The organism is Actibacterium sp. 188UL27-1 (genome assembly GCF_016901225.1).
Classification (GTDB): Bacteria; Pseudomonadota; Alphaproteobacteria; order Rhodobacterales; family Rhodobacteraceae; genus 188UL27-1.
The window spans coordinates 103,907-128,389 of the sequence record NZ_JAFEUL010000009.1 but is presented as its reverse complement, the minus strand read 5'-3'; the positions used below and the strand labels follow the sequence as shown (position 1 = coordinate 128,389).

21 protein-coding genes and 1 pseudogene are annotated in these 24,483 nt (G+C 58.5%); 15 read left to right on the top strand and 7 right to left on the bottom strand.

Annotation, left to right across the window (positions count from 1 at the left end):
* Positions 1-85: 85 nt before the first annotated feature.
* The gene (ppsR, locus tag IU397_RS13530) at positions 86-1,501 is read right to left on the bottom strand and encodes a transcriptional regulator PpsR (protein ID WP_204414442.1); all 1,416 of its coding nucleotides are present in this window, start codon (positions 1,499-1,501) and stop codon (positions 86-88) included.
* Positions 1,502-1,539: 38 nt separating this feature from the next.
* Positions 1,540-2,292, bottom strand: a complete 753-nt coding sequence (locus IU397_RS13525) for a B12-binding domain-containing protein (protein ID WP_204414440.1) — start codon at positions 2,290-2,292, stop codon at positions 1,540-1,542.
* A 317-nt stretch (positions 2,293-2,609) separates the two neighbouring features.
* On the opposite strand from IU397_RS13525, the gene bchF reads away from it, so the two are divergent.
* From bchF to IU397_RS13450, 15 genes and pseudogenes are all read left to right on the top strand, one after another.
* On the top strand, positions 2,610-3,098 hold the full coding sequence (bchF, locus tag IU397_RS13520) for a 2-vinyl bacteriochlorophyllide hydratase (protein WP_204414438.1): 489 nt from the start codon (positions 2,610-2,612) through the stop codon (positions 3,096-3,098).
* A pseudogene (locus tag IU397_RS13515) lies at positions 3,095-4,369 on the top strand (ferredoxin:protochlorophyllide reductase (ATP-dependent) subunit N); the annotation flags it as partial. The gene bchF and the pseudogene IU397_RS13515, both read left to right, overlap by 4 nt.
* 148 nt (positions 4,370-4,517) lie before the next feature.
* Positions 4,518-6,104: a ferredoxin:protochlorophyllide reductase (ATP-dependent) subunit B gene (gene bchB, locus IU397_RS13510; RefSeq protein WP_204414434.1), complete on the top strand. Its 1,587-nt coding sequence runs from the start codon at positions 4,518-4,520 to the stop codon at positions 6,102-6,104.
* A complete protein-coding gene (locus tag IU397_RS13505; protein WP_204414426.1) occupies positions 6,094-9,654 on the top strand; it encodes a magnesium chelatase subunit H in 3,561 nt (1,186 codons plus the stop codon). Before bchB ends, IU397_RS13505 begins: the two co-directional genes overlap by 11 nt.
* Before the next feature lie 120 nt (positions 9,655-9,774).
* Positions 9,775-10,707 (top strand): ferredoxin:protochlorophyllide reductase (ATP-dependent) iron-sulfur ATP-binding protein, encoded by a 933-nt coding sequence (gene bchL, locus IU397_RS13500; RefSeq protein ID WP_204414423.1) that lies wholly within the window; start codon positions 9,775-9,777, stop codon positions 10,705-10,707.
* Complete coding sequence (bchM, locus tag IU397_RS13495) at positions 10,707-11,378, top strand: magnesium protoporphyrin IX methyltransferase (protein WP_204414422.1); 672 nt, start codon at positions 10,707-10,709, stop codon at positions 11,376-11,378. Before bchL ends, bchM begins: the two co-directional genes overlap by 1 nt.
* Entirely contained in the window at positions 11,375-12,784 is a 1,410-nt protein-coding gene (locus tag IU397_RS13490) for a PucC family protein (protein WP_204414421.1), read from the top strand. The genes bchM and IU397_RS13490 overlap by 4 nt, the downstream gene beginning before the upstream one ends.
* An 18-nt stretch (positions 12,785-12,802) precedes the next feature.
* Positions 12,803-13,558, top strand: coding sequence for a photosynthetic reaction center subunit H (gene puhA, locus IU397_RS13485; RefSeq protein WP_204414420.1), 756 nt, complete (start codon positions 12,803-12,805; stop codon positions 13,556-13,558).
* A 77-nt stretch (positions 13,559-13,635) separates the two neighbouring features.
* Positions 13,636-14,307, top strand: coding sequence for a photosynthetic complex putative assembly protein PuhB (puhB, locus tag IU397_RS13480; protein WP_204414419.1), 672 nt, complete (start codon positions 13,636-13,638; stop codon positions 14,305-14,307).
* A 12-nt stretch (positions 14,308-14,319) separates the two neighbouring features.
* Entirely contained in the window at positions 14,320-14,790 is a 471-nt protein-coding gene (gene puhC, locus IU397_RS13475) for a photosynthetic complex assembly protein PuhC (protein ID WP_204414418.1), read from the top strand.
* Between the two features lie 24 nt (positions 14,791-14,814).
* Positions 14,815-15,111 carry a hypothetical protein gene (locus IU397_RS13470; RefSeq protein WP_204414416.1) on the top strand — a complete coding sequence of 99 codons (297 nt, stop codon included), beginning with the start codon at positions 14,815-14,817 and terminating at the stop codon, positions 15,109-15,111.
* The gene (acsF, locus tag IU397_RS13465) at positions 15,108-16,229 is read left to right on the top strand and encodes a magnesium-protoporphyrin IX monomethyl ester (oxidative) cyclase (RefSeq protein WP_204414414.1); all 1,122 of its coding nucleotides are present in this window, start codon (positions 15,108-15,110) and stop codon (positions 16,227-16,229) included. The genes IU397_RS13470 and acsF overlap by 4 nt, the downstream gene beginning before the upstream one ends.
* Before the next feature lie 172 nt (positions 16,230-16,401).
* A complete protein-coding gene (gene puhE, locus IU397_RS13460; protein ID WP_204414406.1) occupies positions 16,402-17,190 on the top strand; it encodes a putative photosynthetic complex assembly protein PuhE in 789 nt (262 codons plus the stop codon).
* An 18-nt stretch (positions 17,191-17,208) separates the two neighbouring features.
* Positions 17,209-18,420: a 5-aminolevulinate synthase gene (hemA, locus tag IU397_RS13455; RefSeq protein WP_204414404.1), complete on the top strand. Its 1,212-nt coding sequence runs from the start codon at positions 17,209-17,211 to the stop codon at positions 18,418-18,420.
* 130 nt (positions 18,421-18,550) lie between these two features.
* Positions 18,551-19,012 carry a cytochrome c family protein gene (locus IU397_RS13450; RefSeq protein WP_204414402.1) on the top strand — a complete coding sequence of 154 codons (462 nt, stop codon included), beginning with the start codon at positions 18,551-18,553 and terminating at the stop codon, positions 19,010-19,012.
* 133 nt (positions 19,013-19,145) lie between these two features.
* Here IU397_RS13450 and IU397_RS13445 read toward each other — a convergent pair whose 3' ends face one another.
* The 5 genes from IU397_RS13445 to arsM form a co-directional block, all read right to left on the bottom strand.
* Positions 19,146-19,742 carry an arsinothricin resistance N-acetyltransferase ArsN1 family B gene (locus tag IU397_RS13445; RefSeq protein WP_204414400.1) on the bottom strand — a complete coding sequence of 199 codons (597 nt, stop codon included), beginning with the start codon at positions 19,740-19,742 and terminating at the stop codon, positions 19,146-19,148.
* Between the two features lie 56 nt (positions 19,743-19,798).
* On the bottom strand, positions 19,799-20,998 hold the full coding sequence (gene argE, locus IU397_RS13440) for an acetylornithine deacetylase (RefSeq protein ID WP_239479783.1): 1,200 nt from the start codon (positions 20,996-20,998) through the stop codon (positions 19,799-19,801).
* Positions 20,992-22,038 (bottom strand): hypothetical protein, encoded by a 1,047-nt coding sequence (locus tag IU397_RS13435; RefSeq protein ID WP_204414398.1) that lies wholly within the window; start codon positions 22,036-22,038, stop codon positions 20,992-20,994. The genes argE and IU397_RS13435 overlap by 7 nt, the downstream gene beginning before the upstream one ends.
* 31 nt (positions 22,039-22,069) lie before the next feature.
* Entirely contained in the window at positions 22,070-23,344 is a 1,275-nt protein-coding gene (gene arsL, locus IU397_RS13430) for an arsinothricin biosynthesis radical SAM protein ArsL (RefSeq protein ID WP_204414396.1), read from the bottom strand.
* A 66-nt stretch (positions 23,345-23,410) separates the two neighbouring features.
* The gene (gene arsM, locus IU397_RS13425) at positions 23,411-24,472 is read right to left on the bottom strand and encodes an arsinothricin biosynthesis methyltransferase ArsM (RefSeq protein WP_204414387.1); all 1,062 of its coding nucleotides are present in this window, start codon (positions 24,470-24,472) and stop codon (positions 23,411-23,413) included.
* Between the last annotated feature and the right edge of the window lie 11 nt (positions 24,473-24,483).

Here is a 24,483-nt window from a genome sequence, read left to right as displayed (position 1 = left end):
TAAATCAACGCTTTGCAGATCGTCGATCATGTGAGCGTATTGAGGATTAGACGGTCGCGAAAATCTCAAAACATCCGATCCGTACTCAATCAGCACCTTTCGCGAGCAAGCCGTATTTGCGAAGTTTCACGTAAAGGCTCTGCCGTGACAATCCCAGCATTTCCGCAGCGGCAACACGATTGTTGCGGGTCAATTCTACCGCGGTTTCGATACACATCTTTTCCACCACGTCGGTTGTTTCCGCGACGATATCCTTGAGCGTGGCGGACCCCACCATTTCCATGACGGACCGAACTGCATCATCGTTAACCGCTACACCGGGTTTGCGCAGGGCCTCCGCACGGCTCACATCGCGAATGACAAAGACGATGACCGGATGCGCCCGGTGGTTGAGATATGTTGCGGAGATTTCCACGGAAACCTGTCCACCAAATTCCGAGCTAAGCTTGGTCGCATACATCCGCATCTGACCGGCCCGCGTGGCATTTTCGATCAGAACCTTCAGATCGACAGAACCGCGCACCAGAAACCCACCAAGGCTCTTGCCCTTAACGCCCGTCATATGGGCCGCATCAATCAGGTTCAGGAAACTTTCATTGGCCGTCTGAATAACACCGTCGCCGTCGGTAAATACGATCGCGTCGACACCATCCCGATAGAGGCCCGACAAATCCTTGGAGAGCGCATCGCCGAGGTCATCTGCACCATCCATGGCCTCGATCCGGCACAGCAAAAGCCGGTCGCCAGCGGCGCGGAAGATGCGGGGATATATCAGAACCGCGTGTCCCCCTTGCCGGGTCTGAACCTCCAGCGCCGAGCGATCATCGGCAATGGCAACATTCGTCAGGCTTTCCATCAGCTCGCCCCGGCGGCGGCCTTCGAATTCCTGCGCAAAGGCCGCACCGCGCAAGGCATCGCGGGACGTGTCCAGCAGTTGCGCCGCTGCCGCGTTGGCGTCGGAAATCCGGCCCGTATTCAGGCTGACATAGATCATCGCATCCTGGCAGGCATCCATCAGAACACGGTAGCGCGTGTCATATTCCCGCTGGACCTCGTAATCCTTTTCAAGCGCCATCTGCGCCTTGACCAATTGCTGCTGCATCTCGGCAATCGGGCGCAAATCGCGGCCCAGCATCAGCAAGGTGCCATCGGGGCCGATCGTATGCAGCGAATAACGAATGGGGAATTCCCATTTCGCATCTTCGGTATGGTTCAGTTCGATCATCTCCGAACTGGACTGTGTCTCATCATATTGCCGCAGCCTTTCGTCCAGTTTCGGTACGCTCTCGACGGTCAAAAATTGCCGCAGGTCGCATCCCTCCCAGTGGCTGGCAGGGGCGAGGTGTCGGTTGTTGGGATTAACCAGAACGGATAACACAAGTCCGTTGGGTGAAATCACGATGGCCAGATCGGACGCCATGGCAATGATATCGCCCAACAGGTCTGGCGCAATCAGCGGTATCGATCCGCTGTTCCAGTATTTCGCGCCGCGGGATGTCATGTGAACTTGTCCATTGCTACCATCAACCGGATCCCCGTCTAGACGCGGGTCGCGCGGGGTGGAGCGCCGGTTGTGCAAATCTTGAGCCCGCAAAGCGCAAGAGCCTCCTTTGGATCATGCGCTGCAAAATCTGCGCCAATCAGTATCTTCGTTTCAGGCTCAAGCGCCAAGAGGCCACCGCCGACGACGATAAGTGGCGTCTTGCCGGGCCGATATCTGATATTTTCGACCATTTGGCGCAGCAGATCAAGCGATGTGCCGCCAGGGGCAGATAATGCGACCATGTCAAAACTGGTCTGCGCAAGGGCCTGCCTCACATCGCCGATCTTTTGGCAGATCAGCAAGCGGACAGAGGCGCCGGCCCGGCGGAACTGAGACAGTGCCACCATGGTGCCAAGAGTATGAAATGTGTTGGGTGGGATGACCAAAAGAACCGATGGGCCGTCAAGATCGTCAAGCGCCGACCGGGTATCAAAGTCGCGATCAAGATCGCGTACCCAGCTTTGCAGGCGCGCTGACCCTATCGTGACCTCGGCAAAGCTCATGTGATCTGCGCACCATTCCCGACCGAGTATTTGCGCTGCTTCCGGGATGTAGTGGTCAATCAATTTTTCCGGTTGGATGCGATGCAAATCCCGCACATCTTCGACCATGCGATCAAAACGCGACCGATCCACTGCAAGCACCGCATCCAGGATAAAGTTCAGGATACTTAAGTCATTCGATCCATCCACCTTTAACCCGATCCGGTTCGAAATAGGTTTCGGCGTCTGATGTGATGCATTGGCCATCGGAGTGATCCTAAGACGGTCGGGTGTCTGATACCAGACAAACAAGGGGCTTGGCGCACCAACCATCAATATATGTAGTTTCACAAAGCCTGTCCAAAATGTCAAAGGTAATTGACAGGTCGGCTGGTATCGTGGTGTCGCGGCCAGTGTCTTAAGGGCAAGGGGGCAGAATTTATTAGGCTTTTGCCGAGTTCGCCACGATTTGCCCCGATTGCCGCATGGTCGAATGTAAACCTGCTGAGTGTAAGTTTCAGTTGACACTTCCGAGCTGGCATTCCTAAACTCCTGCCATGGGGAGCGTTGGGAGACTCACACAAATGTCGCCGCGAACAGAGCAAAAGCCCGCCACAGGAGCGCTCTACACACCGGCCGAGCGTGCGCGGCGGGATGCGACCGTATGGACCAGCGTTCAGGGTGTGCTTGCACCGCTGCAATTTCTGGTCTTTGCGATCTCGCTGGTTTTGGTGCTGCGTTATCTGGTCAGCAGCGCAGGCTATGAGGCTGCGACATGGTCGATCCTGCTGAAAACCGCCATTCTCTATACAATTATGATCACCGGAGCGATTTGGGAAAAGGTCGTGTTCGGTCAATATCTATTCGCGCCAGCCTTCTTTTGGGAAGATGTAGTGAGCTTTGGCGTGATCGCATTGCATACGATCTATGTTTATGCGGTGCTTACCGGGGCGCTCAGCCCGGTTGAGCAGATGCTGTTGGCGTTGGCGGCCTACGCCATCTACGTGGTGAATGCGGGGCAATTTCTTTGGAAGCTACGCGTTGCGCGGCTGCAGGGAACAGTCGTGGCATGACAGAGCAGCGCCCTCTCCCCCAATCCGGATGTCGCGACACGCCCATCCTGCGCGAGCGCGGCCAACGCGAAGTGTTTTGCGGCTTGACCGGGATCATCTGGCTTCACCGCAAAATGCAAGACGCCTTCTTTCTGGTGGTTGGCAGCAGAACATGCGCTCATTTGCTGCAAAGTGCGGCCGGTGTGATGATTTTTGCCGAGCCGCGCTTTGGGACCGCGATTCTCGAAGAAAAAGACTTGGCCGGCATGGCGGATGCCCATGAAGAGCTTGACCGCGAGGTGACGCGCCTGTTGTCGCGTCGTCCCGATATTCGACAATTATTTCTGGTTGGGTCGTGCCCGTCTGAGGTGATCAAGCTGGATTTGAGCCGTGCTGCGGAGCGGCTGAGCCAGCAATTTGCCCCCCATGTCCGCGTGCTGAACTTCTCTGGCTCTGGGATTGAGACCACGTTTACCCAAGGCGAAGATGCTTGTCTGGCATCTATGGTGCCGGGATTGCCGGAAACCGAAGCTCGAAATTTCGTCGTGGTAGGGGCCTTGCCAGATGTGGTGGAGGATCAGGCGTTGTCGCTTTTGGCGGCGATGGGGATCGAGCATGTCAGTTGCTTGCCCGCGCGTCGGGCCGGAGACGATCCTGCTGTCGGTCCGAACACCGTCTTTGCGCTAACGCAGCCATTTCTGGGCGACACGGCTGGGGCTCTGGAGCGCCGGGGTGCCACGCGGATCGTTGCACCTTTCCCGTTCGGGGAGGAGGGGACAACGGCTTGGATTGCCGCGGTCGCTGAGACCTTTGGGATTGCGCAGCACGTGTTCGATGATGTGACCGCCGCGCCCCGCGCACGTGCGCGCAAGGCGATTGCTGCACAGGCCCAGGAGCTGAATGGTAAGCGCGTGTTCTTTTTTCCGGACAGTCAGTTGGAAGTGCCTTTGGCGCGGTTCCTGACCCGGGAATGTGGGATGGAGGCCGTGGAGATTGGTACGCCCTACCTGCACAAGGATTTGTGCGGGCCCGACCTGGCATTGATTGCCGAAGGGCCAGTTCTGTCAGAGGGGCAGGATGTCGATCTACAGCTTGATCGCTGCCGTGCAAACCGTCCTGACCTGACAGTATGCGGCCTTGGTCTTGCCAATCCGCTGGAGGCAGAGGGCTTGAGCACCAAGTGGGCGATCGAGTTGGTTTTCACGCCGGTTCACTTTTACGAGCAGGCAGGCGATCTGGCGGGTCTGTTTTCCCGTCCGTTGCGGCGTCGCGCCGCCTTACGGATGGGGGCGACCTCCGGCCCCATCGAGGGGCCATCGGCCGCGCAGGGCTTGCGCCCTGCCGCCGCTGGAGAGGTCAGCGCATGACTTGCATGATCGGACCGTTTGAAATGCCGTTTCTTGTACCAGGTAGATGCCAAATCGCCCGGTTGGTGATCGCATGAAGCTGACGGTCTGGACATATGAGGGCCCGCCCCATGTGGGTGCCATGCGCGTGGCCACCGGGATGAAAGATCTGCATTTCGTTCTGCATGCCCCGCAAGGGGACACTTACGCGGATCTGCTGTTCACAATGATCGAGCGGCGCAGTCATCGCCCCCCGGTCACGTTCACCACGTTTCAGGCCCAGGACCTGGGGTCTGACACCGCCGCTCTTTTCAAACATGCAGCCCAGGACGCCCATGATCGGTTTCAACCGCAGGCCATGATCGTAGGCTCGTCCTGCACGGCGGAACTGATACAGGATGATCCCGGCGGTTTGGCTGATACCATGGGTTTGCCGGTCCCCGTGATTGCGTTGGAGTTGCCGTCTTATAGCCGCAAGGAAAATTTCGGCGCGGATGAAACGTTCTTTCAGATTACCCGCTGCCTTGCAGAACCTATCGAGCGGACGGCGCGGATCAGCTGCAATCTGCTGGGCCCAACCGGTTTGGGGTTTCGTCACCGGGATGATGTGACGGAGATCGCCGCGTTGCTGGAAGAGATGGGCGTGGACATCAATGTCGTCGCTCCAATGGGGGCAAGCCCGACCGATATTGCTCGGTTGGGCGCCGCGCATTTCAACGTGTTGCTCTATCCCGAAACGGGCGAGACTGCGGCGCGCTGGCTAGAGCGTACCCACAGTCAGCCTTACACCAAGACGGTTCCAATTGGTGTCGGCGCAACGCGAGAGTTCATTGCCGAAGTTCAGGAGCTGTCCGGATCAACGGTGATGCCAGATGACAGTCGGCTGCGGCTGCCATGGTGGTCCAGCAGTGTCGACAGCACCTATCTGACGGGCAAGCGCGTTTTTGTCTTTGGGGATGCGACCCATGTCAGGGCGGCTGCGCGCATGGCCCAGGAAGAGCTGGGTTTTGAGGTTGTGGGGCTAGGCTGCTACAACCGCGAATTTGCCCGCGATATCCGCGCCTTTGCCCGAGAGATGGGATTGGAGGCAACGATTACCGATGATTATCTGGAGGTCGAAGCCGCGATTGAGGCGCTTCAGCCGGAACTGATCCTTGGAACCCAGATGGAGCGCCATATTGGCAAGCGTCTGAACATTCCCTGCGCCGTCATTTCGGCCCCTGTCCATGTGCAGGATTTCCCGGCTCGGTATTCCCCTCAGATGGGTTTTGAGGGCGCGAATGTCATTTTCGATACCTGGATCCATCCGCTTGTGATGGGGCTGGAAGAGCACCTTTTGGCTATGTTCAGGGAGGACTTCGAGTTTCATGATGCGGCAGGTCCGTCCCATCACGGCCATTCTGTCCCCGCGGGGACAGTTGAAGGTCGTCCGACCCCTGACCCCGCGCTGTCTGCCGCGACTGCGGCCGCTGGCAAGGAGGCCTCAATGGTCGACGCGCCAGCTCTGCCTGCCGAAGGAAATGTCATCTGGCTGGCCGATGCTGAGCGGGAGTTGAAGAAAATCCCATTCTTCGTGCGGGGCAAGGCCCGTCGCAATACCGAGCTGTTCGCGGCTGAGCGCGGCATGCACCAGATCAGCGTTGATACGCTTTATGAAGCAAAGGCTCATTATGCGCGATGATGCTTTCATATCGGGCTATCGCTTTGTCATCCTGACACTTGACAGTCATGCGGCGGGTCCTGCGGCACGCGCCGCAGATGATCTGGCGAAGGATTTCCCCGGGCTCCACGTCTCGGTCCATGCGGCGGCGGAATGGTCGGAAAACAGCGCTTCATTGGAGGAGGCACGCCAAGCTGTCCGGCATGCCGATATCATCGTCTGCAACATGTTGTTCCTTGAGGAACATGTCCAAAGTCTGATGGCGGATCTTTTGGTCCGGCGGGATGAATGTGACGCATTGGTCGGTGTTATTGCCGATGCCTCGGTCGTTCGACTGACAAAGATGGGCGATCTCGATATGGCAAAGCCGACATCGGCCGCCATGAAGATGCTCAAGCGGCTGCGCGGCTCGTCCAAGCCCTCCGGCGCATCCGGGGCCAAGCAGATGAAGGTGCTACGCCGCTTGCCAAAGCTGCTCAAACTTATTCCGGGCAAGGCGCAGGATCTGCGGGCTTGGTTCCTGACCATGCAATACTGGCTGGGCGGTTCCGACGACAATGTGCGCGAGATGGTGCGCTTTCTCGTCAATCGTTATGCCACCGGGCAAAGCTGGCAACCGGTGCGGGCCGAGGCGCCGATCGATTATCCCGAAGTCGGCCTGTATCACCCGGATCTGCCGGGTCATAACATCACTACGGATCTGGCCGACCTGCCGGCACCTGACGCGGCAAAGGCGACCATCGGCCTGCTGATGCTGCGCTCTTATATCCTGGCGTCTGACACGGCCCATTACGATGGGGTCATTCGCGCATTGGAGGCCCGCGGGCTGCGCGTCATACCCGCATTTGCGGGTGGATTGGACGGGCGCCCGGCGATGGAGGCGTATTTCAGGGATGGCGACGATATCCGGATTGATACCCTGGTCTCTCTCACCGGTTTTTCGCTGATCGGCGGCCCCGCCTATAATGATAGCGATGCCGCAGTCGAGATGTTGACCGGACTGGATATCCCATACATCGCAGCGCATTCCTTGGAATTTCAGACATTGGGCCAATGGGCGGCCTCTCCTCAGGGTTTGGGGCCGGTCGAAACCACAATGCTGGTGGCGTTGCCTGAAATCGATGGCGCCACTAACCCCATCGTTTTTGGGGGTCGGCACGGACCTGAGAAATGTGCCGGCTGCAGTCGTAATTGCCAGTCTGTCTCGGACACCAAGGCGATGGCAGCATGTCCCGAACGGGCAGAGAGGCTGGCGGCCAAGGCCGATAACCTTGCAAAACTCCGCCGGGCTCAGAATGTCGACAAGAAGGTCGCCATTGTCCTTTTCGGTTTTCCGCCCAATGCCGGCGCGGTGGGCACGGCCGCGTATCTGAGCGTGTTCGAGAGCCTGTGGAACACGCTGCACCGGATGAAGGCGGAGGGGTATCAGCTGGATCTGCCGGCCGATGTGGATGCCCTCCGCATGGCGGTTCTGAAAGGCAATGCTGCGCAATATGGGCAAGAGGCCAATGTCGCAGCCCAGGTCCTGGCCGATGACATCGTGACGGGCACGCCCTGGCTGGAGGAGATCGAGGCTGTCTGGGGTCCTGCACCCGGCCGGGTGCAATCCGATGGGCGCGGTGTGTTCGTCCTGGGTGCGCATTTCGGCAATATCTTTGTCGGGGTGCAACCGACCTTTGGTTACGAAGGTGATCCGATGCGTCTGCTATTCGAGCGGGGTTTTGCACCGACCCACGCCTTTAGCGCCTTTTACCAATGGCTGAAAACCGGGTTTCAGGCCGATGTCGTGCTGCATTTCGGCATGCATGGCGCGCTTGAATTCATGCCGGGTCGTCAATCTGGTTTGGGTGCGGCGGATTGGCCTGATCGTCTGATCGGTGACTTGCCGAATGTCTATCTGTATGCGGCCAATAACCCGTCCGAGGCAACGTTGGCCAAACGCCGATCCGGTGCTGTCACGGTAACCCATCTGACGCCGCCTTTGGCCACGGCGGGCCTGTATAAAGGTTTGGCCGAACTGAAAGATAGCCTCAGCCGCTGGCGGTCCATGTCTGCGGATGCGGCGGATCGGGTTGAGTTGGAGGATCTGATTGCCGGTCAGGCCGCTGCCGTTGATCTGGGCGGCATCGCACCGGATGCATTGTGGCTGCAATTGCTGGAAACCGAAGATGCGCTGATCCCCAACGGTCTGCACGTGGTCGGTCGCCCTATGGATGATGCGACGCGCGCTCACCATCTGGATACGATGGCCGAGCGGGATGCTGAGACCCGTGCCGGCATTGATCAACTTTTGCAGGAAGAGCCGGAATTGCCTGCTCTGATGCGCGCCTTGGGCGGGCGTTACATCGCGCCTGTTCCGGGGGGCGATCTGATCCGCTCGCCGGAAATTCTGCCGACGGGCCGCAACATCCATGCCTTTGATCCGTTCCGCATGCCAACGGCTTTTGCGATGCAGGATGGCGTGAAACAGGCGGCGTTGCTGTTGGAGACCCATCCAGAGCTGCCGCGGACCGTCGCGTTGGTTCTGTGGGGCAGCGACAATATCAAATCCGATGGCGGGCCCATTGCCCAGGCGCTCGCCCTGATCGGGGCCAAGCCACGTTTCGACAATTTCGGGCGTTTGGCCGGGGCGGATCTGATCGCGTTGGAGGATCTGGGCCGTCCGCGCATTGATGTTGTCATGACACTGTCGGGGATTTTCCGCGACCTGCTGCCTTTGCAGACCAAGATGCTGGCCGAAGCCGCGTGGAAGGCCGCATCTGCCGACGAGCCCGCAGAGCAGAATTTTGTCCGCGCCCATGCGCTTGATTATGCCGCCAAGATGGATGTGCCGCTGGAAGAAGCCGCTCTGCGCGTCTTTTCCAATGCCGAAGGTGCCTATGGCGCCAATGTTAACGGCTTGATCGATAGTGGCGCCTGGGGCGAGGAAGACGAACTGGCCGATGCATTCGAGGCGCGCAAAAGCTTTGCCTATGGCCGGGATGGCAAGGCGATGTCAAAACCCGCACTGCTGCAACGGGCGCTGAAAGACGTCGATGTGGCCTATCAGAACCTCGAATCTGTCGAGTTGGGCGTGACGACCGTCGACCATTACTTCGACACGCTCGGCGGGATCAGCCGGGCCGTGAAGCGCGCCAAGGGATCGGAAGCTGCCGTTTATATCGGCGACCAGACCCGCGGTGCCGGTAAGGTGCGGACTTTGCAGGAACAAGTGGCCCTGGAGACTCGCAGCCGAAGCCTGAACCCCAAATGGTTCGAGGGGCTGTTGAAGCATGGCCATGAAGGTGTCCGCCAGATCGAGGCGCAGGTGACGAATACCCTGGGTTGGTCGGCCACGACGGGCCAAGTTGAGCCTTGGGTGTATCAGCGTCTGTCCGAAACATTTGTTCTGGATGAAGAGATGCGCAAGCGGCTGGCGGCGCTGAACCCGCAGGCCAGCGCACGGATGGCCGGGCGGCTGTTGGAGGCGAATGATCGAGCCTATTGGCAGCCGGATGAGGAAACGCTCGCGGCGCTTCAGGATGCGGCGGATGAGTTGGAAGACCGGTTAGAGGGGATCGCGGCGGAATGATGTGCCTTGCCCTAGACCTGACGATCCGTGGAGAGACCGGGGGGCCAGCCCCCCACCCCCCCCGGAGTATTTTCAACAATAAGAAAGAGGCTTTGGCTCTTTCATGGCGGGAGGATGCCCATGGCGCCCTATGATGATCTCAAGCAGCCGCCGGCGGTTCGTGGGCGCGGAGCGCCACCGGTTTTGCGCGGGCAAGATGGCGAGGGATCTGTGCAGGTGCATCAGGATGCCTCGATGAAGATCGAAGGGGCCAAGGTCTTTTCGGTCTATGGCAAAGGCGGGATCGGCAAATCGACCACGTCGAGCAATCTGTCGGCCGCATTCTCGATGTTGGGCAAGCGGGTGTTGCAGATCGGCTGCGACCCCAAGCATGACAGCACGTTCACGCTGACCGGATCGCTGGTGCCGACTGTGATCGACATCCTGAAGGACGTGGATTTTCATGCCGAGGAGTTGCGGCCCGAGGACTTCATGTTTGAAGGTTTCAACGGTGTGATGTGTGTGGAGGCTGGCGGGCCACCTGCAGGCACCGGCTGTGGCGGCTATGTGGTGGGGCAGACCGTCAAGTTGCTCAAGCAGCATCACATGTTGGAAGACACCGATGTGGTGATTTTTGACGTGCTGGGCGACGTAGTATGCGGTGGCTTTGCCGCACCGTTGCAGCACGCCGACCGGGCCGTGATCGTGACGGCCAATGATTTCGACAGTATCTACGCGATGAACCGGATCATTGCCGCCGTGCAGGCGAAGTCGAAGAATTATGGCGTGCGGCTGGCTGGGTGCGTGGCTAACCGGTCCCGCGAGACCGATGAGGTGGATCGGTACTGCAAGACGGTGGGTTTCAACCGGATCGCCCATATGCCTGACCTGGATGCCATCCGGCGGTCGCGCTTGAAGAAAAAGACCCTCTTTGAGATGCCGGATGAAGAAGACATCGTTCAGGTGCGCAAGGAATACATTCGTCTGGCTGAAACGCTGTGGAACGGGACCGAGCCCTTGGCACCGGCGCCTTTGCCCGACCGCGACATCTTTGAGTTGTTGGGATTTGATTGATGGGGGATTATGCCGCCACATTGACCCGGGTCGAGGACTATTTCGACCGCACCGCGACCCAGACCTGGGCGCGGCTGACTTCTGACGCGCCTGTGTCGAAAATCCGCCACACCGTGCGGGCAGGGCGGGACCGGATGCGGGCGGTGATGTTAGGGCAATTGCCGGAGGATCTGACCGGGGCGCGGGTTCTGGATGCGGGCTGCGGCGCGGGACAGATGACGGCAGAACTGGCCGCACGTGGGGCCGAGGTGGTGGCGATTGATATCTCCCCCGCCCTTGTGGATATCGCGGCGGAGCGGTTGGATCCGGCGCTGTCCGCCAAGGTGACTTTTCGTGCGGGCGACATGCTGGCCGACGATTTGGGTGCTTTTGACCACGTTATCGCCATGGATAGCCTAATTTACTACAACGCGGCAGATATCGGCACGGCGATGGGGCGGCTGGCCCCACGGGTGGGCCAGGTTGTCTTTACCGTTGCGCCGCGCACACCTTTTCTGATGGCTTTTTGGGGCATGGGGCAGCTTTTCCCGCGCGCTGATCGCTCCCCCACCATGGTGCCGCACAAGGCGACCCGTCTGGCCCGGCATACCGCCGATCATGGCACGCTGTCCGAAGTCGAGCGGGTGACCAGCGGCTTTTACATTTCCCAATGCCTTGAGTTGCGGCCATGACCGATCTGCGCCGCTTTTTGCCCTTTTCTGATGCGGCTTCGGACGCGTTGCCGCTCGGGCAATTGCTGCGCTTGTCGCTGTTTCAGATCAGTGTCGGCATGGCGACCGTGATGCTGCTGGGCACGCTGAACCGGGTGATGATCGTAGAATTGAGCGTTCCGGCGATCATCGTGGCGGCCATGATTGCGTTGCCGGTACTGGTCGCGCCGTTCCGGGCGTTGCTGGGGTTCCGGTCGGACACGCACCGTTCGGCCATCGGGTGGAAACGGTTGCCTTACATGTGGTTTGGCTCTCTTTGGCAGATGGGCGGGCTGGCAGTTATGCCGTTTGCGCTGTTGGTGCTGTCAGGGGATACGGTCCATGACGTACCCTTTGCCGGAGAAGTTCTGGCTGCACTCGCGTTTCTGATGACAGGCCTTGGCCTGCACATGACCCAGACGGCTGGGCTGGCACTGGCCAGCGACCGCGCAACCGATGAGACGCGCCCCAGGGTCGTTGCGCTGCTTTACGTGATGTTCTTGGTGGGCATGGGCGTCTCTGCGGTGATAATCGGGGCGCTGTTGCAGGATTTCAGCCAATTGCGCCTGATCCAGGTAGTGCAGGGCACCGCCGTTGTGACGATCCTGCTGAACCTGGTCGCCCTCTGGCGGCAGGAAATCGTCAAACCCATGACCAAGGCGGAGCGTGCGGAGCCGCGCCCGAAATTCACGGACGCCTGGGCCGACTTTGCACGGGGCGGGCAGGCCGGTCGTTTGTTGGCGGTCGTCGCAATCGGGACCATGGGGTTCAATATGCAGGATGTGCTGCTGGAACCCTATGGCGGTGAAATCCTTGGCCTGAGCGTCGCGGCCACCACGATGCTGACCGCGGTTTGGGCCGTCGGTGCCTTGGCTGGTTTTGGCTATGCCGCGCGGCTTTTGGGGCAGGGGCATGATGCCTACCGCATGGCGGCCCGCGGTATCCTGGTCGGTATCGGGGCGTTCTCGGCGGTTGTGTTTGCCGCTCCGCTGAATTCGCCCGCGTTGTTCTTTGCCGGTGCCATAGGCATCGGGTTTGGCGGTGGTCTTTTTGCGGTTGCGACCCTGACGGCGGCGATGACTATGCCGGCCCATGGCATTGCCGGGCGCGGTCTGGCACTCGGCGCGTGGGGTGCTGCGCAGGCGACTGCGGCAGGCATCTCAATCTTTCTTGGCGGCGCGATCCGCGATCTGGTCGGCGCGACCCAATGGACCGAACAGCTAGGTCCGGCGACGGCCTATTCGGTTGTTTATCATGTTGAAATCGGTCTTCTGTTCCTCACTCTTGCGGCGCTTGGGCCCTTGGTCCGTACCGCTAGGTTTTCCCCTCAAACTAAAAACCCCAGCGGGCATGACGGCAAGATAGGGCTTGCCGATCTGCCCGCCTGACCCCCGGAGGTATCACCCATGGTTGGCGTAGAATTTTTTGGCAATGTGGATTTGGCCAGTGTGTCGATCTGGATGTTCTGGCTGTTTTTCGCCCTGCTGATTTACTATCTGCAGACCGAAAACATGCGCGAAGGCTATCCGCTCGAAAGCGAGGATGGCGGTGACGCGGCAAACCAGGGGCCGTTCTCGCTGCCTACACCCAAGACCTTTCACTTGCCCCATGGCCGCGGTGACGTGACCGTCCCCAGCGCTGAGAACGAGGACGCGCATCGCCGCACGGATCTACCGATGGAGCGAACCTCTCCCGTGGGTGGCAGCCCCTACGTGCCCACGGGCGACGCGATGGTGGACGGTGTCGGCCCAGCCTCCTGGAGCAACCGGAAAGACCATCCGGAGCTGGACGGCAAGGGCTATCCAAAGATCGTCCCGATGAGTCATGCCGAAGGGTTCCATATCTCTGCCGGGCGCGATCCGCGTGGCCTGAAGGTCGGGGGCCGTGACGGCAAATCTGCTGCTGCGGTAACCGACATGTGGGTCGATGAGCCTGAGCAGTTGGTCCGCTATCTCGAGGTCGAGCTGGAAGAAAGCCTTGGGGGCGGCAAGCGCCTGATCCCCATGACCCTCTGCAAGATCAAAGGGAACTACGTGATGGTTCGCAACCTCAAGCGTGACCGGTTCCCAGGCATTCCACAGCACAAATCCTCGGAGCAGGTGACCCTGCTGGAAGAAGACAAGATCAGCGGCTACGTCGCCGGTGGTCAGCTCTACGCCTAGAGACGACAAGCCCACTCACGGGTCAGGCCCGGGGGCGCTCGCCACGCCTCCGGACACCACCAATAGGGACAAAGACCATGCCACATGACACCCATGATGATTTCGCTTTTGAGCATGCGCCGGGTTTGCCCGCCCGGCTTCCCAAGGGGGAGCACATGTTGTGGCAAGGCAAACCCGATGCCTGGCAATTGGCGGTGGACTCTTTGCTGCTGCGCTGGGTTATCGGTTATTTCGCGTTTCTGATCATCTGGCGGGTGGGTTCGGCCTTCGCCGATCACAGCGTTGGCGTCGCCTTTGGTTCTGCCGTGCCTCTTTTGATTATGGGCGCGGTTGCCGGTGGCATCCTTTATGGGTTCAGTTGGGTGCAGGCCCGCGCGACCGTCTACACAGTCACGACGGAACGCGTGCTGCTGCGCGTCGGCGCTGCGCTACAACTCACCTTGAATATGCCTTACAAGCAGCTTGAAAATGCGGCGCTTGACCTGCGCGGAAATGGGACGGGCACAATCGCGCTGGAGCCCAAGAAGGATGGCGGTCAGATGGTGTCCTACCTGGTGATGTGGCCCCATGTGCGACCCTGGCGCATGGCCAAGCCAGAGCCTGCTTTGCGCTGCATCAAAGACGCCGAAAATGTTGCCAGCATACTCGCAGATGCGGCTGAGGCGCATATGACCATGCCACGTGTCGCTCGGGCGCCGCAGCCTGCGATCGAAACCGACATGCCCGCCGGCGCCATACCGGCCGAATAGGGAGGAGATGCCATGACCACACCTGCAGAACGTCACCCCCAATTGGTGAACCGCGATCGGGAAATGATCCCCCGCGCACTGGTTCGCGCCATGATAGGCCTTGCTGTCCTGTCCGTTGCTCTTGTGGGCTATGCCCGGCTGACGGATCGCCCGCTCATGGGTCAACCCTTGCCCGCACCTGTGACCGCCGAACGCATGTTTGTGCTGGATGGAGCCACCGACGGCTCCGTCACAATCCGGGAACTCGATGGTACGGTTCTTGCCGAACTGTCGGAGGCAGAGGCCGGGTTCATCTCTGTCATTGCACGCGGACTGAACCGCAAGCGTCTGGTGGAGCGCAAAGTCTCTGATGCGCCGGTCAAGCTGATCGAATACGAAAACGGCCGTCTGGCCATCAACGACCCCGAAACGAACTGGCAGGTGGAACTTGCCAATTTCGGAGCCTCGAACCGAGCCGCCTTCGCCAAGCTGCTCGTCAACTGAACTCGGACCAAAGGGAACCGAAAGATGGGACTACTGACACGAGAGAAGGAAACCGCGCCCTGCACGGTTGAGATATCGCATAAATTCGAAAGCCTGCATGCCCATGTCCGTTTCAACAACGGTGCTGTTGTCTATCCCGGCGACGAGGTGCAGGTGAAAGGCCCCGAGATCATGGCGCCTTTCGGAGAAATCGTCAGCGAAGACCGCACCGCCGTAATCTTTCGCGCCAGCGCACTGGAACGTCTGTGGACCCGGCTGACCGGTGATTTCGAGGTTATGGAGTTGTGTGAATTTTCATTCTCTGAGGAGGTCACGCTATGAATGTCCAGACACCTGAGCCGCACCTGAATGGCCATTCGGCCTCCGCTTCGCGCCACGGCACGGAAGAGGCATTTACGTCCGAAAAAGCGACCGATGTTGCCATGCAGGATACGCTGCTGACGCCCCGGTTTTACACGACCGACTTTGATGAGATGGACGCCATCAGCGTGGAGAAGATCCGCGATGAATGGGACCCGCTGATCGCTGAAATGGCTGCCGATCCGAATAAGGGGCATTTCAAGAAGAACGAAGACTGGGATCATGTCGATTGGGATGGGATGGAGCCGCAGCTGAAGAAGGAGTTCATCGACTTTCTGATTAGCTCCTGCACGGCCGAATTTTCGGGCTGTGTTCTCTACAAGGAAATGAAGCGTCGCGGATCGAACGAAGAGATCACCAAGCTGTTTCAATTGATGGCGCGAGATGAAGCCCGTCACGCAGGATTCATCAATGATGCGCTGCGCGAGGCCGGAATCTCCGTCAACCTCGGCTTTTTGACGCAGAAAAAGAAGTACACCTACTTCCGGCCAAAATTTATCTACTACGCAACATATTTGTCGGAAAAGATCGGGTATGCGCGCTACATCACCATCTTCCGGCATTTGCAGGCTCATCCCGAAAACCGGTTTCACCCGATTTTCAAGTGGTTCGAAGAGTGGTGCAATGATGAGTTCCGCCATGGGGAGGCCTTTGCACTTCTCATGAAGACCGACCCCAAGTTGACGCGCGGTGGCAATGTCTGGTGGATCAAGTTCTTCCTCACCGCGGTGTATTCGACGATGTATGTCCGCGATCACCAGCGCCCTGCCTTCCACGAGGCGTTGGGCGTGGATACCGACTGGTACGGTCAGGAAGTGTTCCGCAAGACGTCGGAGCTGACCAAGCAGATCTTCCCGATCACACTGGATATCGACCATCCCCGTTGGATGCGGGGCCTTAAGATCCTGCAAAAAGCCAGCGTTCAGATGGATCAGGCCAAGCGCAGCGGTGGCATTAGCGGGTTCTTTGGCAAGGTAGCCGGCGGTGCCAAGGCGGCATATGCCTTTGTTTCGCTTTATACGATACCCGCGAAAACGCACCGCGTGTCGCCGCAAACCCGGCTGCAGCCCTGCTTTTGATGCCATGGGCCGCATCTCTGACCGGTGCATTACCGCGTCTTCAGCCTCCCCCTAGTGGGGTGGCGACTGGCTGCGCGCATCTGAAAGAGTTTCAGGCCATTGGACTCAAATGCGCTGTTTCAGCTCATAAAACTGGCTGCAACCAAGCGCCTGATCCAAAGGGGGGCAACCAATGACCTCCCCTTGGATCGCCGGGCTGGCTGCCCTGTTCCTGTGGTGGTTCTCCACCGGTTTGATCCTGATGGTCATCAAGTGGGCTGATCGATTGGGTCCTGCCGCATTGCGCCGGGCCGTGCTCTTGAGCTTGCCAATCTTCGCGGCGGGTATCGTCTGTTTTTATCTGACACTGGATCAGGCCGACCCGGCCTCCGTCTACATCACGTTCGTATCGGTTCTGGCGATCTGGGGATGGATCGAAATGGCGTTCCTGGCAGGTTTGATCACGGGCCCTGTCGGTCATGACTGCCCACCGCAAGTCCCTGAATGGGAACGGTTCATCCGGGCCTGGGGCACCATTGCCTATCATGAGATGCTGTTGACCGGCGTTTTTCTGGCCATGGTGGCGCTCGCCTTGGACGCCGCGAACCCGTTTGGCTTTTACACCTTTGCGACGCTGTTTCTGGCGCGCGTTTCGGCCAAGTTGAACCTGTATTTTGGTGTGCCGCGCATCAATACGGAGTTTTTGCCCCAAACGCTGGCGCATTTGCCTTCGCATTTTCGACAGGCGCGCATGAATGTCCTGTTCCCGTTTTCCATCGCGGCGCTCGCTTTTGCCACAGTCTGTTGGCTGGAACGGTTGGCCACGGCCCCTAACTCTGCCTCAACCGTCGGTTATGCACTTTTGACCGCATTGACGGCACTGGCGCTTTTGGAACATCTGTTCATGGTGATCCCGTTGCCTGACGCGAAACTCTGGCGGTGGCTTTTGCCAGCGCCTCGGATAACTGAAGACAAAACGTAAGCAAGAACGAGAAGCCCGATGGATTTTGACGCCCACTTCCAAGCCCAGCTGAATGATCTGAAATCGGATGGCAACTATCGCATCTTTGCCGAACTGGAACGCCAATGCGGCAAGTTTCCCCGGGCCGCCAAGCATCATGCTGGCGAAGTGAGCGATGTCACCGTCTGGTGCTCGAACGACTATCTGGGCATGGGGCAGCATCCGGATGTGATCAATTCCATGGTCGACACGGTGAAATCGTGCGGCACTGGCGCGGGCGGGACGCGCAACATCTCCGGCACGAACCATCATCACCTTTTGCTGGAACGGGAATTGGCCGACCTGCACGGGAAGGAAGCCGCACTGCTGTTCACGTCGGGCTATGTGTCGAACTGGGCGTCGCTCTCCACACTCGGGGCTCGGATCCCCAATGCGGTGATCCTGAGCGACAGCGAAAACCACGCCTCCATGATCGAAGGCATTCGCCACTCCAAGGCTGACAAGGTGATTTGGGCCCATAACAACGTCGAGGATCTGGACAAGAAACTGGCAGCCCTTGGGGACCGTCCCAAAATCGTGGCGTTTGAATCGGTCTATTCCATGGACGGCGACATTGCCCCGATTGCGGAGATCGTCGAGGTTTCCGAAAAACATGGCGCCATGACCTATTTGGATGAGGTCCACGCGGTCGGGATGTATGGGCCCCGTGGAGGAGGCATCAGCGAACGCGAAGGTGTGGCGCACCGGGTCGACCTGATCGAAGGTACGCTGGGCAAAGCCTATGGCTGCGTTGGTGGATATGTCACCGGGTCAGCTGCGATGTGTGATTTCCTGCGCTCTTTTGCATCTGGCTTTATCTTCACCACCGCGTTGCCGCCTGCGGTTGCGGCAGCGGCCCGAACCTCGATCGCGCATTTGAAAACGTCGCGGGTGGAGCGTGAAGGTCAAAAGGCACAAGTGGCAAAACTGCGTGCCGCCTTGGACCGTGCGGGCATCCCACATATGCCGAATGACAGCCATATCATCCCGGTCATGATAGGTGACCCGGTGAAATGCCGCCAAATCAGCGATATCCTGATGGCGGATTACGGGATCTACGTGCAACCGATCAACTATCCGACCGTGCCCAAAGGGACCGAACGTTTACGGATCACCCCGTCACCGCTACACAGCGACGCCGATATCGACCATCTGGTGGGTGCTTTGCATGCGCTTTGGAGCCAATGTGCCTTGGCGCGTGCCGTCGCATAGGTGGTCGGAACGGCGCCGAATAAACAGCGCGACCGGCGGAACGGAACCGCTTTGGTGGCGTTCACCAATAAGATACTTTACCAGCGCGGTCAGCGCGTTAGTTTGTATACAACAGTATGAGGAGAGACTGATGACCAAATTCTGGATCGCCCTGGCCGCCACCACTTTGGCAGCTGCGCCGGTGCTTGCTGACGGCCATGCCGCCACGGGTGACATTGCCGCTGGCGAAGAGGCATTCAACAAGCAATGCGTGTCCTGCCACGTCGTGGTGAATGAAGCTGGCGATACGCTGGCCGGTCGCAACGCAAAAACGGGGCCAAACCTGTATGCCATTGCAGGTCGTGCGGCGGGCGCCATCGAAGACTTCCGTTATGGCAATGGGATCGAAGAAGCCGCTGAAAAAGGCCTGGTTTGGAACGAGGAAACGTTTGTGGCCTACGTCCAGGATCCAACAGGCTATCTGCGCGAATTCACCGAGAACAAGCGCGCCCGGGGCAAGATGTCTTACAAAGTTCGCAGCGAAGAGGATGCAGTGAACCTGTACGCTTATCTCTTCTCGCTCGCCGAAGGTGGCGAAGCGGCGACCAACTAGTAACGGTTGGTTCACTAAAGAGACTAAAGAGGGTCGCTGTTGCAGCGGCCCTTTCGCTTTGAAGAGCGGAAGATCCAAGCAAACCCTCTTGTTATGTGCCTCAGATGGTAACAACCGGGTCGGCGTAAAAAGGTCACTCATCGGTTCCCGGCACCACATCGCGCTGCCACCAAGAGACGTCGTGCCACCGATCAAACTTGTAGCCGACCTTGTGATACACGCCGACCAGCTCAAAACCGAGTGCCGTGTGAAGGCCAACGCTGGAGACGTTGGGTAATGCAATGGCCGCAAATGCGCGCTGGAACCTTCCCCGTCCAAGTTCTTCGAAGAGTTGGTCATAGAGAACGCGACCGATTCCCTGCCGATGACATTCTGACTTTATGTAGACGGTGACATCGACGGAATAACGGTAGGCGGCCCGGCTTCGATGGGGACCCGCATAGGCGTAACCCAGGATCTGTCCCGCCCGCTCCGCCACCAAATAGGGATAGGATGCCGCTGTGATGTTTTGCACCCGGTCCCGCATCTCTGCCGAGTCGGGAACATCATCTTCAAAGGAAATTGCCGTCTCCAAAACATAAGGCGCATAGATCTCGACGATTTGGTCGATATCTGCGTCTTTAATCGAACGGACGATGACCGGCCCGGCCGCTGGAACACCGGGGCTATGCAAGGGGACCAACATATCTCGTCTTGAACTCGCATTCATGTGTTTTGCCGGATCTGGCATCAGCCCAATTTCATTCTGTCAAAAGCTCACAACGGTCAGTCCAGAGAGGCATGGGCCTAGACCGCTAGCTTGTCTGCCAGCCGTTGAAAGAAGGTTGTACACGCTTCCATCTGATCCTCGCAGATATATTCATCTGGCTGATGGGCCTGCATCATGGAGCCCGGCCCGCAGACAACTGTGGAGTATCCAGCTTCCTGAAACAGGCCGGCTTCGCTTCCAAAACCGCCGCTCTGGCTGGGTCCAACGCTCATCAATTGCCGGACCAATGCTTCGGCGGTACCTTGTACCTCTGGAGATAGGCCGGCAACCCTGGCTTTGACTTCAACGGCAATCCCGACATCCGGGTGGATCCCGCGCATTTTCTCCTGCACCGCTTGGGTGTGGTCGGTGTATCGCTGCAACCAATAGTCCATGTCTTCTTCGGGCAAGACACGGATATCCGTGGGAAAGCTGCAATACCCGGCCGTGACATTGCCGGAGGTTCCACCCTTGATCCGGCCCACATGCAGCGTGGTGTAAGGTGGATCAAAAGGCGATCCCTGACGGGCTGATGGGGCCAGTGCTGCATTCTCTGCCATGCGGTCCTCAAGCCAGGTGACAAGCCGGGCGGCGACCATGACCGCCGAGACGCCCTGGTGACAGATGGAGGAATGAACCTCATGTCCGGTCACACGGGTCATCAAGGCCCATGTGCCTTTATGGGCATTCACAACGTCCAGTTCGGTCGGCTCACCCACAATGACAGCTTCAACAGGGGGGAGGGCATCACGCATATGGGAGATCATGGGTTGCACACCAAAACACCCGATCTCTTCATCGTAGCTGAACGCCAGGTGAATAGGCCGCTTGAGCCCCGCCGCTTGGAAGGCTGGCACCATGGCAAGAGCTGCGGCGCAGAACCCTTTCATGTCACAGGCGCCGCGCCCATAAAGCCTGCCACCTTCGGACCGCATGGTCCACGGATCAGACGTCCAGGCCTGGCCATCGACTGGAACTACATCCGTGTGCCCCGACAAGATCACCCCACCGGGCACCATGGGGCCAACGGTTGCGATCAACCCCGCTTTCTTCCCACAGGCGCTGTGCAGGATGGTGGATGTCACGCCGTAATCGTTCAGGTATTGTTCGACGAAGGCGATCAGATCCAGGTTGCAGGCCGACGAGATCGTGGGAAAGCCGATCAACTTCTCCAGCACCTTGTAAGCATTGGCCGACGACAGATCTGGCGACGTGTCGTGATGGACATCGGTCAGCAATCGCAATCTCCGTCAATGCAAATCGGAGCACTGGTTCCGATGGGCATCACCCCCTTGGTCTCTGCGGCCGGGCGGATCACATCGCGGCTGCAATCAAAGGGTGCAGCCTCTTCAAGTGGTGGTTTGCCATAGGCTTCAACGATCGCGAAACTGCCAGCATAAGGTGCGCGTTGAAGGACTGCTGCCGTCTTGGCGCAGACAGCGATCCGCACCCCCCGCGGATAGTCATGCCCGTCATCGTCAGAAACGCTCGACCATGGGCCTAGGTAGATCGCTGCATCCCCTTGTTCGAGGCAAACGCCCTTGGTCCCTACATGGGCTGAAATGCCGAATGCGCGCAATTCCACACCACTGATTGTCATATAGGGGCGGTCCAGCAAGGGCTTGTATCTGACACCGTGCAGGCCGGCTGCGGTCAGGATTTGCCCGATCTCGGTTTCTTGCGGGAAGGATGTCAGTTCCATCCCGTCAAAGGGTACACTCGCACCGGCAAGCGGTTCATCCGCCGCCAGAATGACGGTTTGAAACCGACCATCCACCGACAGAACACGGGCAATTTCCTTCAAAGACGAAGTGAGGTGTGTCTCAGGGAGGGTGTTCATCAGGAACGGCGCCAGAACCTGGTCCACATGTCCGGTGGCGATCCAGGGGGCGATCTCCTGTCGGTTGGCCAGGGCCTGCTGCACCTCGATTAAGGAGGAGGCCTGACTGACCTTTGTCCATAGATCCTGATCTGACTGGCTCAGATCGGTCGGGATCCGGGCCGAATATTGCCAATCCTGCACGGGCGCATGATCTGTCGGAGCAGACCTGGCCGACCAGATCACGGTCGTCTCCGACGCGCTGTCGCGCCGCAGATCCAGCCCCCGCAGCGGCATGTCGATCAAGATCGCAGGCGCGGTCACATCCGTGGTTTCGTCAAGCCAATCTTCGAAAGCGCGTGCCATCGCGGGACCGCTCCAATCAAGCGCTTCATCCCGGTTCGGTTTCTGTGCTGCCAATTTAGCTGCATTGAAAAGCATATCGTTCAGTTTGTTCATGATGATCCCCCTTGATCCTAAAGGTTCTGCCTCAGCATTTCAGGCAACAGCGTTTGAACTCTCCCTCTACGGCTGGCGTCACTGAGGCCCGGAACAACTCATCGACACGCTCATCGGAGTGGAACCAATCATAGTGAAACTCCTGTTCTTCCAATCGAAGGGCCTTGATGGTTTCGTTCTTGAGCAGTGGCGAACCCTTATAAAGGTGGAGGCGCGTTTCGAACTGAACCGGGTCAACGGCATCTTCCATGCCCGTCTCGACCAGGAAGTCGTGAAAGCGGGGAAAGTCCTCCAAAGTGACCCAGGGATTGAACATGATGAAGGTCGGGTTCAGCGTGATGCCGGAATTCTGAACCAAGCGTACGGCCTCTTTCAGGTCGTCGACATCGACTTCCTTGCGCACCTGTTGCAGAACCTCGTTCTTTGGAAATTCAAGTGCCGAGGTGATCACGCGCACACCATGGTCATATAGTTCTCCCAAACGGTCGTTGTTTTCCAGGATGTGATCAACGCGGGTGGTGAAATCAAAGGTCAGTGCCGGATGACGTTTGTGGATCTGCGCCAGGGCATCGAAACTGCGCCGGGTGGCGTTGAAAAACTCAGCATCAATGAATGTCATATGCTCCATGCCTTGGTCGACCAAGGCGTCGACATCGTCCTGGATCTGGGCAATGTCGCCCAACAGAACCTTCCCGTCATAGGCTGAAAAGACCGAGCAATAGGTGCATTTGTGGTGGCAGCCCCGTGTCAATTCCAGCCCGCCGACGATCTTTTCCTCGCCCATCAGGGTAGTCAGATGGGGTTGCGGATATTTTGACAGGTTGGGAGCACTTTGGCGCATTGGTTTGGCCATCGTCCCGCGCAACTTCAACATCTGCATGGTCTGTTCAGGCGTCTTGCGGCCATTGCTGTAGACATTGATCACTGGCTTATCACTGCCTGCCTTGCGATCCATGAGAGATACCAGCGGGACTTCCCATTCGCCGCTGACGACGTGATCGGCATAGCGGCCCGTGAGGTACTTCGCGTTGATCGTGGCATATTGCCCGAACATCACCTTATCGGCGGTACAACCTGCATCATCCAGTTCCTTGCACAGCCGAATTGCCGAATTGAGGCTATCAAATAGCGGGACTGGCAGAATGATCGTGTCGTAGTCTTTCAAGCGGTCGATATCATAGCCCTCGACATAGGCATCCAGAAAATCAGTATCGTGGCCAGCATTGCGCAAAGCAGCCAGACCGGTCAGCGCATTGATGGGCTGGTAGCCACCTTCGAAGATGGAGACGAGGATTGACGATGACATGGCTTGAAGCTCCCTTGGGTCAGCCGAGTTGGCATGACATATGATGAAACGGCTGACGGTTCCGGATCAGCCGCAGCAACCGGACGTGCTGCCAACGTTTGGATCGTTCAGGAAATAAAGGTGATCGGCAAAGGCCGACTGGTGCAGTTGGTTTGCCGTGGCCATGTCGATGTCGGTCAGATCACCGCGGTGCAGCACCAGGCCCGTCTCTGTTGAAACCTGGGCCCATGGTCCTTTGTAAAGGACGGTCGTCACGCCGGGATTGGCGTTCACATTCTCCGGTTTAAACGCCGTCACAGTGACCGACTGGAATGTCACATCCCCGATGGTTTTTTCGGGCACATCCGCTCGGTCGGCCACTACAAGCCCGGTAAATCCGACCTCCTCCAATGCGGTGTAGAATGCCTGCTCCTGGTAGACCCCGGAATAACATCCCACCCACAGGTCCGGATCGTTCTTTAACTCATCCGGCACGTCGATGTTTGAGACATTGTCCGATAAGGCGATGCGCCCGTTTGGTTTCAGGACACGAAAGATCTCTTCCAGAACATTCCGCTTGCTGTCGGTATCCACCAGGTTGATCACACAGTTGGACACGATCAGGTCCACGGAGTTGTCCTCGATCAGCGGCAATGCGTTGCGCTGTTCTTTAAGGATGCGCTGCAGATCATCATAATCGTCCAGCGATCCAAGATTGCGACCGCTAACCGTTTGCTCGACGAAATCCAGATTGGTCTTCAGATCGTCGATTGATCCACGGGCGAAACGCAAATTGCTGAATCCAACCGTTTTGGCGAATACCTCCTGATGGGACCTTGCCAGGGCCAGCATGTCGGTGTTCATGTCGACACCGATCACTTCCCCTTTTGCCCCGACGATCTGCGCCAGGATGTAGCAGATCTTCCCGCTGCCGCTTCCCAGATCGAGAACGGTCTCTCCTGGCTTGGCGAATTTTGATGGATTGCCGCAGCCATAGTCACGTTCGATGATTTCTGTCGGCACACATTTCAGCAGATCCGGATCATAGGCATCCATCCGGCAGACCTGGGCCGCTTCGGATCCCATGGATCCGCCTTCCTGGGCTATGCGGTCACTATATCCTTTTAGAACAGCATCTTTGACATCCATGGCGTACCTCG

What these genes read in the sequence shown, in the direction of transcription:
- ppsR (WP_204414442.1), bottom strand. Translation starts at nt 1,501, where the DNA reads ATGACATCCCGCGGCGCGAAATACTGGAACAGCGGATCGATACCGCTG.
- IU397_RS13525 (WP_204414440.1), bottom strand. Translation starts at nt 2,292, where the DNA reads ATGGCCAATGCATCACATCAGACGCCGAAACCTATTTCGAACCGGATC.
- bchF (WP_204414438.1), top strand. Translation starts at nt 2,610, where the DNA reads ATGTCGCCGCGAACAGAGCAAAAGCCCGCCACAGGAGCGCTCTACACA.
- bchB (WP_204414434.1), top strand. Translation starts at nt 4,518, where the DNA reads ATGAAGCTGACGGTCTGGACATATGAGGGCCCGCCCCATGTGGGTGCC.
- IU397_RS13505 (WP_204414426.1), top strand. Translation starts at nt 6,094, where the DNA reads ATGCGCGATGATGCTTTCATATCGGGCTATCGCTTTGTCATCCTGACA.
- bchL (WP_204414423.1), top strand. Translation starts at nt 9,775, where the DNA reads ATGGCGCCCTATGATGATCTCAAGCAGCCGCCGGCGGTTCGTGGGCGC.
- bchM (WP_204414422.1), top strand. Translation starts at nt 10,707, where the DNA reads ATGGGGGATTATGCCGCCACATTGACCCGGGTCGAGGACTATTTCGAC.
- IU397_RS13490 (WP_204414421.1), top strand. Translation starts at nt 11,375, where the DNA reads ATGACCGATCTGCGCCGCTTTTTGCCCTTTTCTGATGCGGCTTCGGAC.
- puhA (WP_204414420.1), top strand. Translation starts at nt 12,803, where the DNA reads ATGGTTGGCGTAGAATTTTTTGGCAATGTGGATTTGGCCAGTGTGTCG.
- puhB (WP_204414419.1), top strand. Translation starts at nt 13,636, where the DNA reads ATGCCACATGACACCCATGATGATTTCGCTTTTGAGCATGCGCCGGGT.
- puhC (WP_204414418.1), top strand. Translation starts at nt 14,320, where the DNA reads ATGACCACACCTGCAGAACGTCACCCCCAATTGGTGAACCGCGATCGG.
- IU397_RS13470 (WP_204414416.1), top strand. Translation starts at nt 14,815, where the DNA reads ATGGGACTACTGACACGAGAGAAGGAAACCGCGCCCTGCACGGTTGAG.
- acsF (WP_204414414.1), top strand. Translation starts at nt 15,108, where the DNA reads ATGAATGTCCAGACACCTGAGCCGCACCTGAATGGCCATTCGGCCTCC.
- puhE (WP_204414406.1), top strand. Translation starts at nt 16,402, where the DNA reads ATGACCTCCCCTTGGATCGCCGGGCTGGCTGCCCTGTTCCTGTGGTGG.
- hemA (WP_204414404.1), top strand. Translation starts at nt 17,209, where the DNA reads ATGGATTTTGACGCCCACTTCCAAGCCCAGCTGAATGATCTGAAATCG.
- IU397_RS13450 (WP_204414402.1), top strand. Translation starts at nt 18,551, where the DNA reads ATGACCAAATTCTGGATCGCCCTGGCCGCCACCACTTTGGCAGCTGCG.
- IU397_RS13445 (WP_204414400.1), bottom strand. Translation starts at nt 19,742, where the DNA reads ATGCCAGATCCGGCAAAACACATGAATGCGAGTTCAAGACGAGATATG.
- IU397_RS13435 (WP_204414398.1), bottom strand. Translation starts at nt 22,038, where the DNA reads ATGAACAAACTGAACGATATGCTTTTCAATGCAGCTAAATTGGCAGCA.
- arsL (WP_204414396.1), bottom strand. Translation starts at nt 23,344, where the DNA reads ATGTCATCGTCAATCCTCGTCTCCATCTTCGAAGGTGGCTACCAGCCC.
- arsM (WP_204414387.1), bottom strand. Translation starts at nt 24,472, where the DNA reads ATGGATGTCAAAGATGCTGTTCTAAAAGGATATAGTGACCGCATAGCC.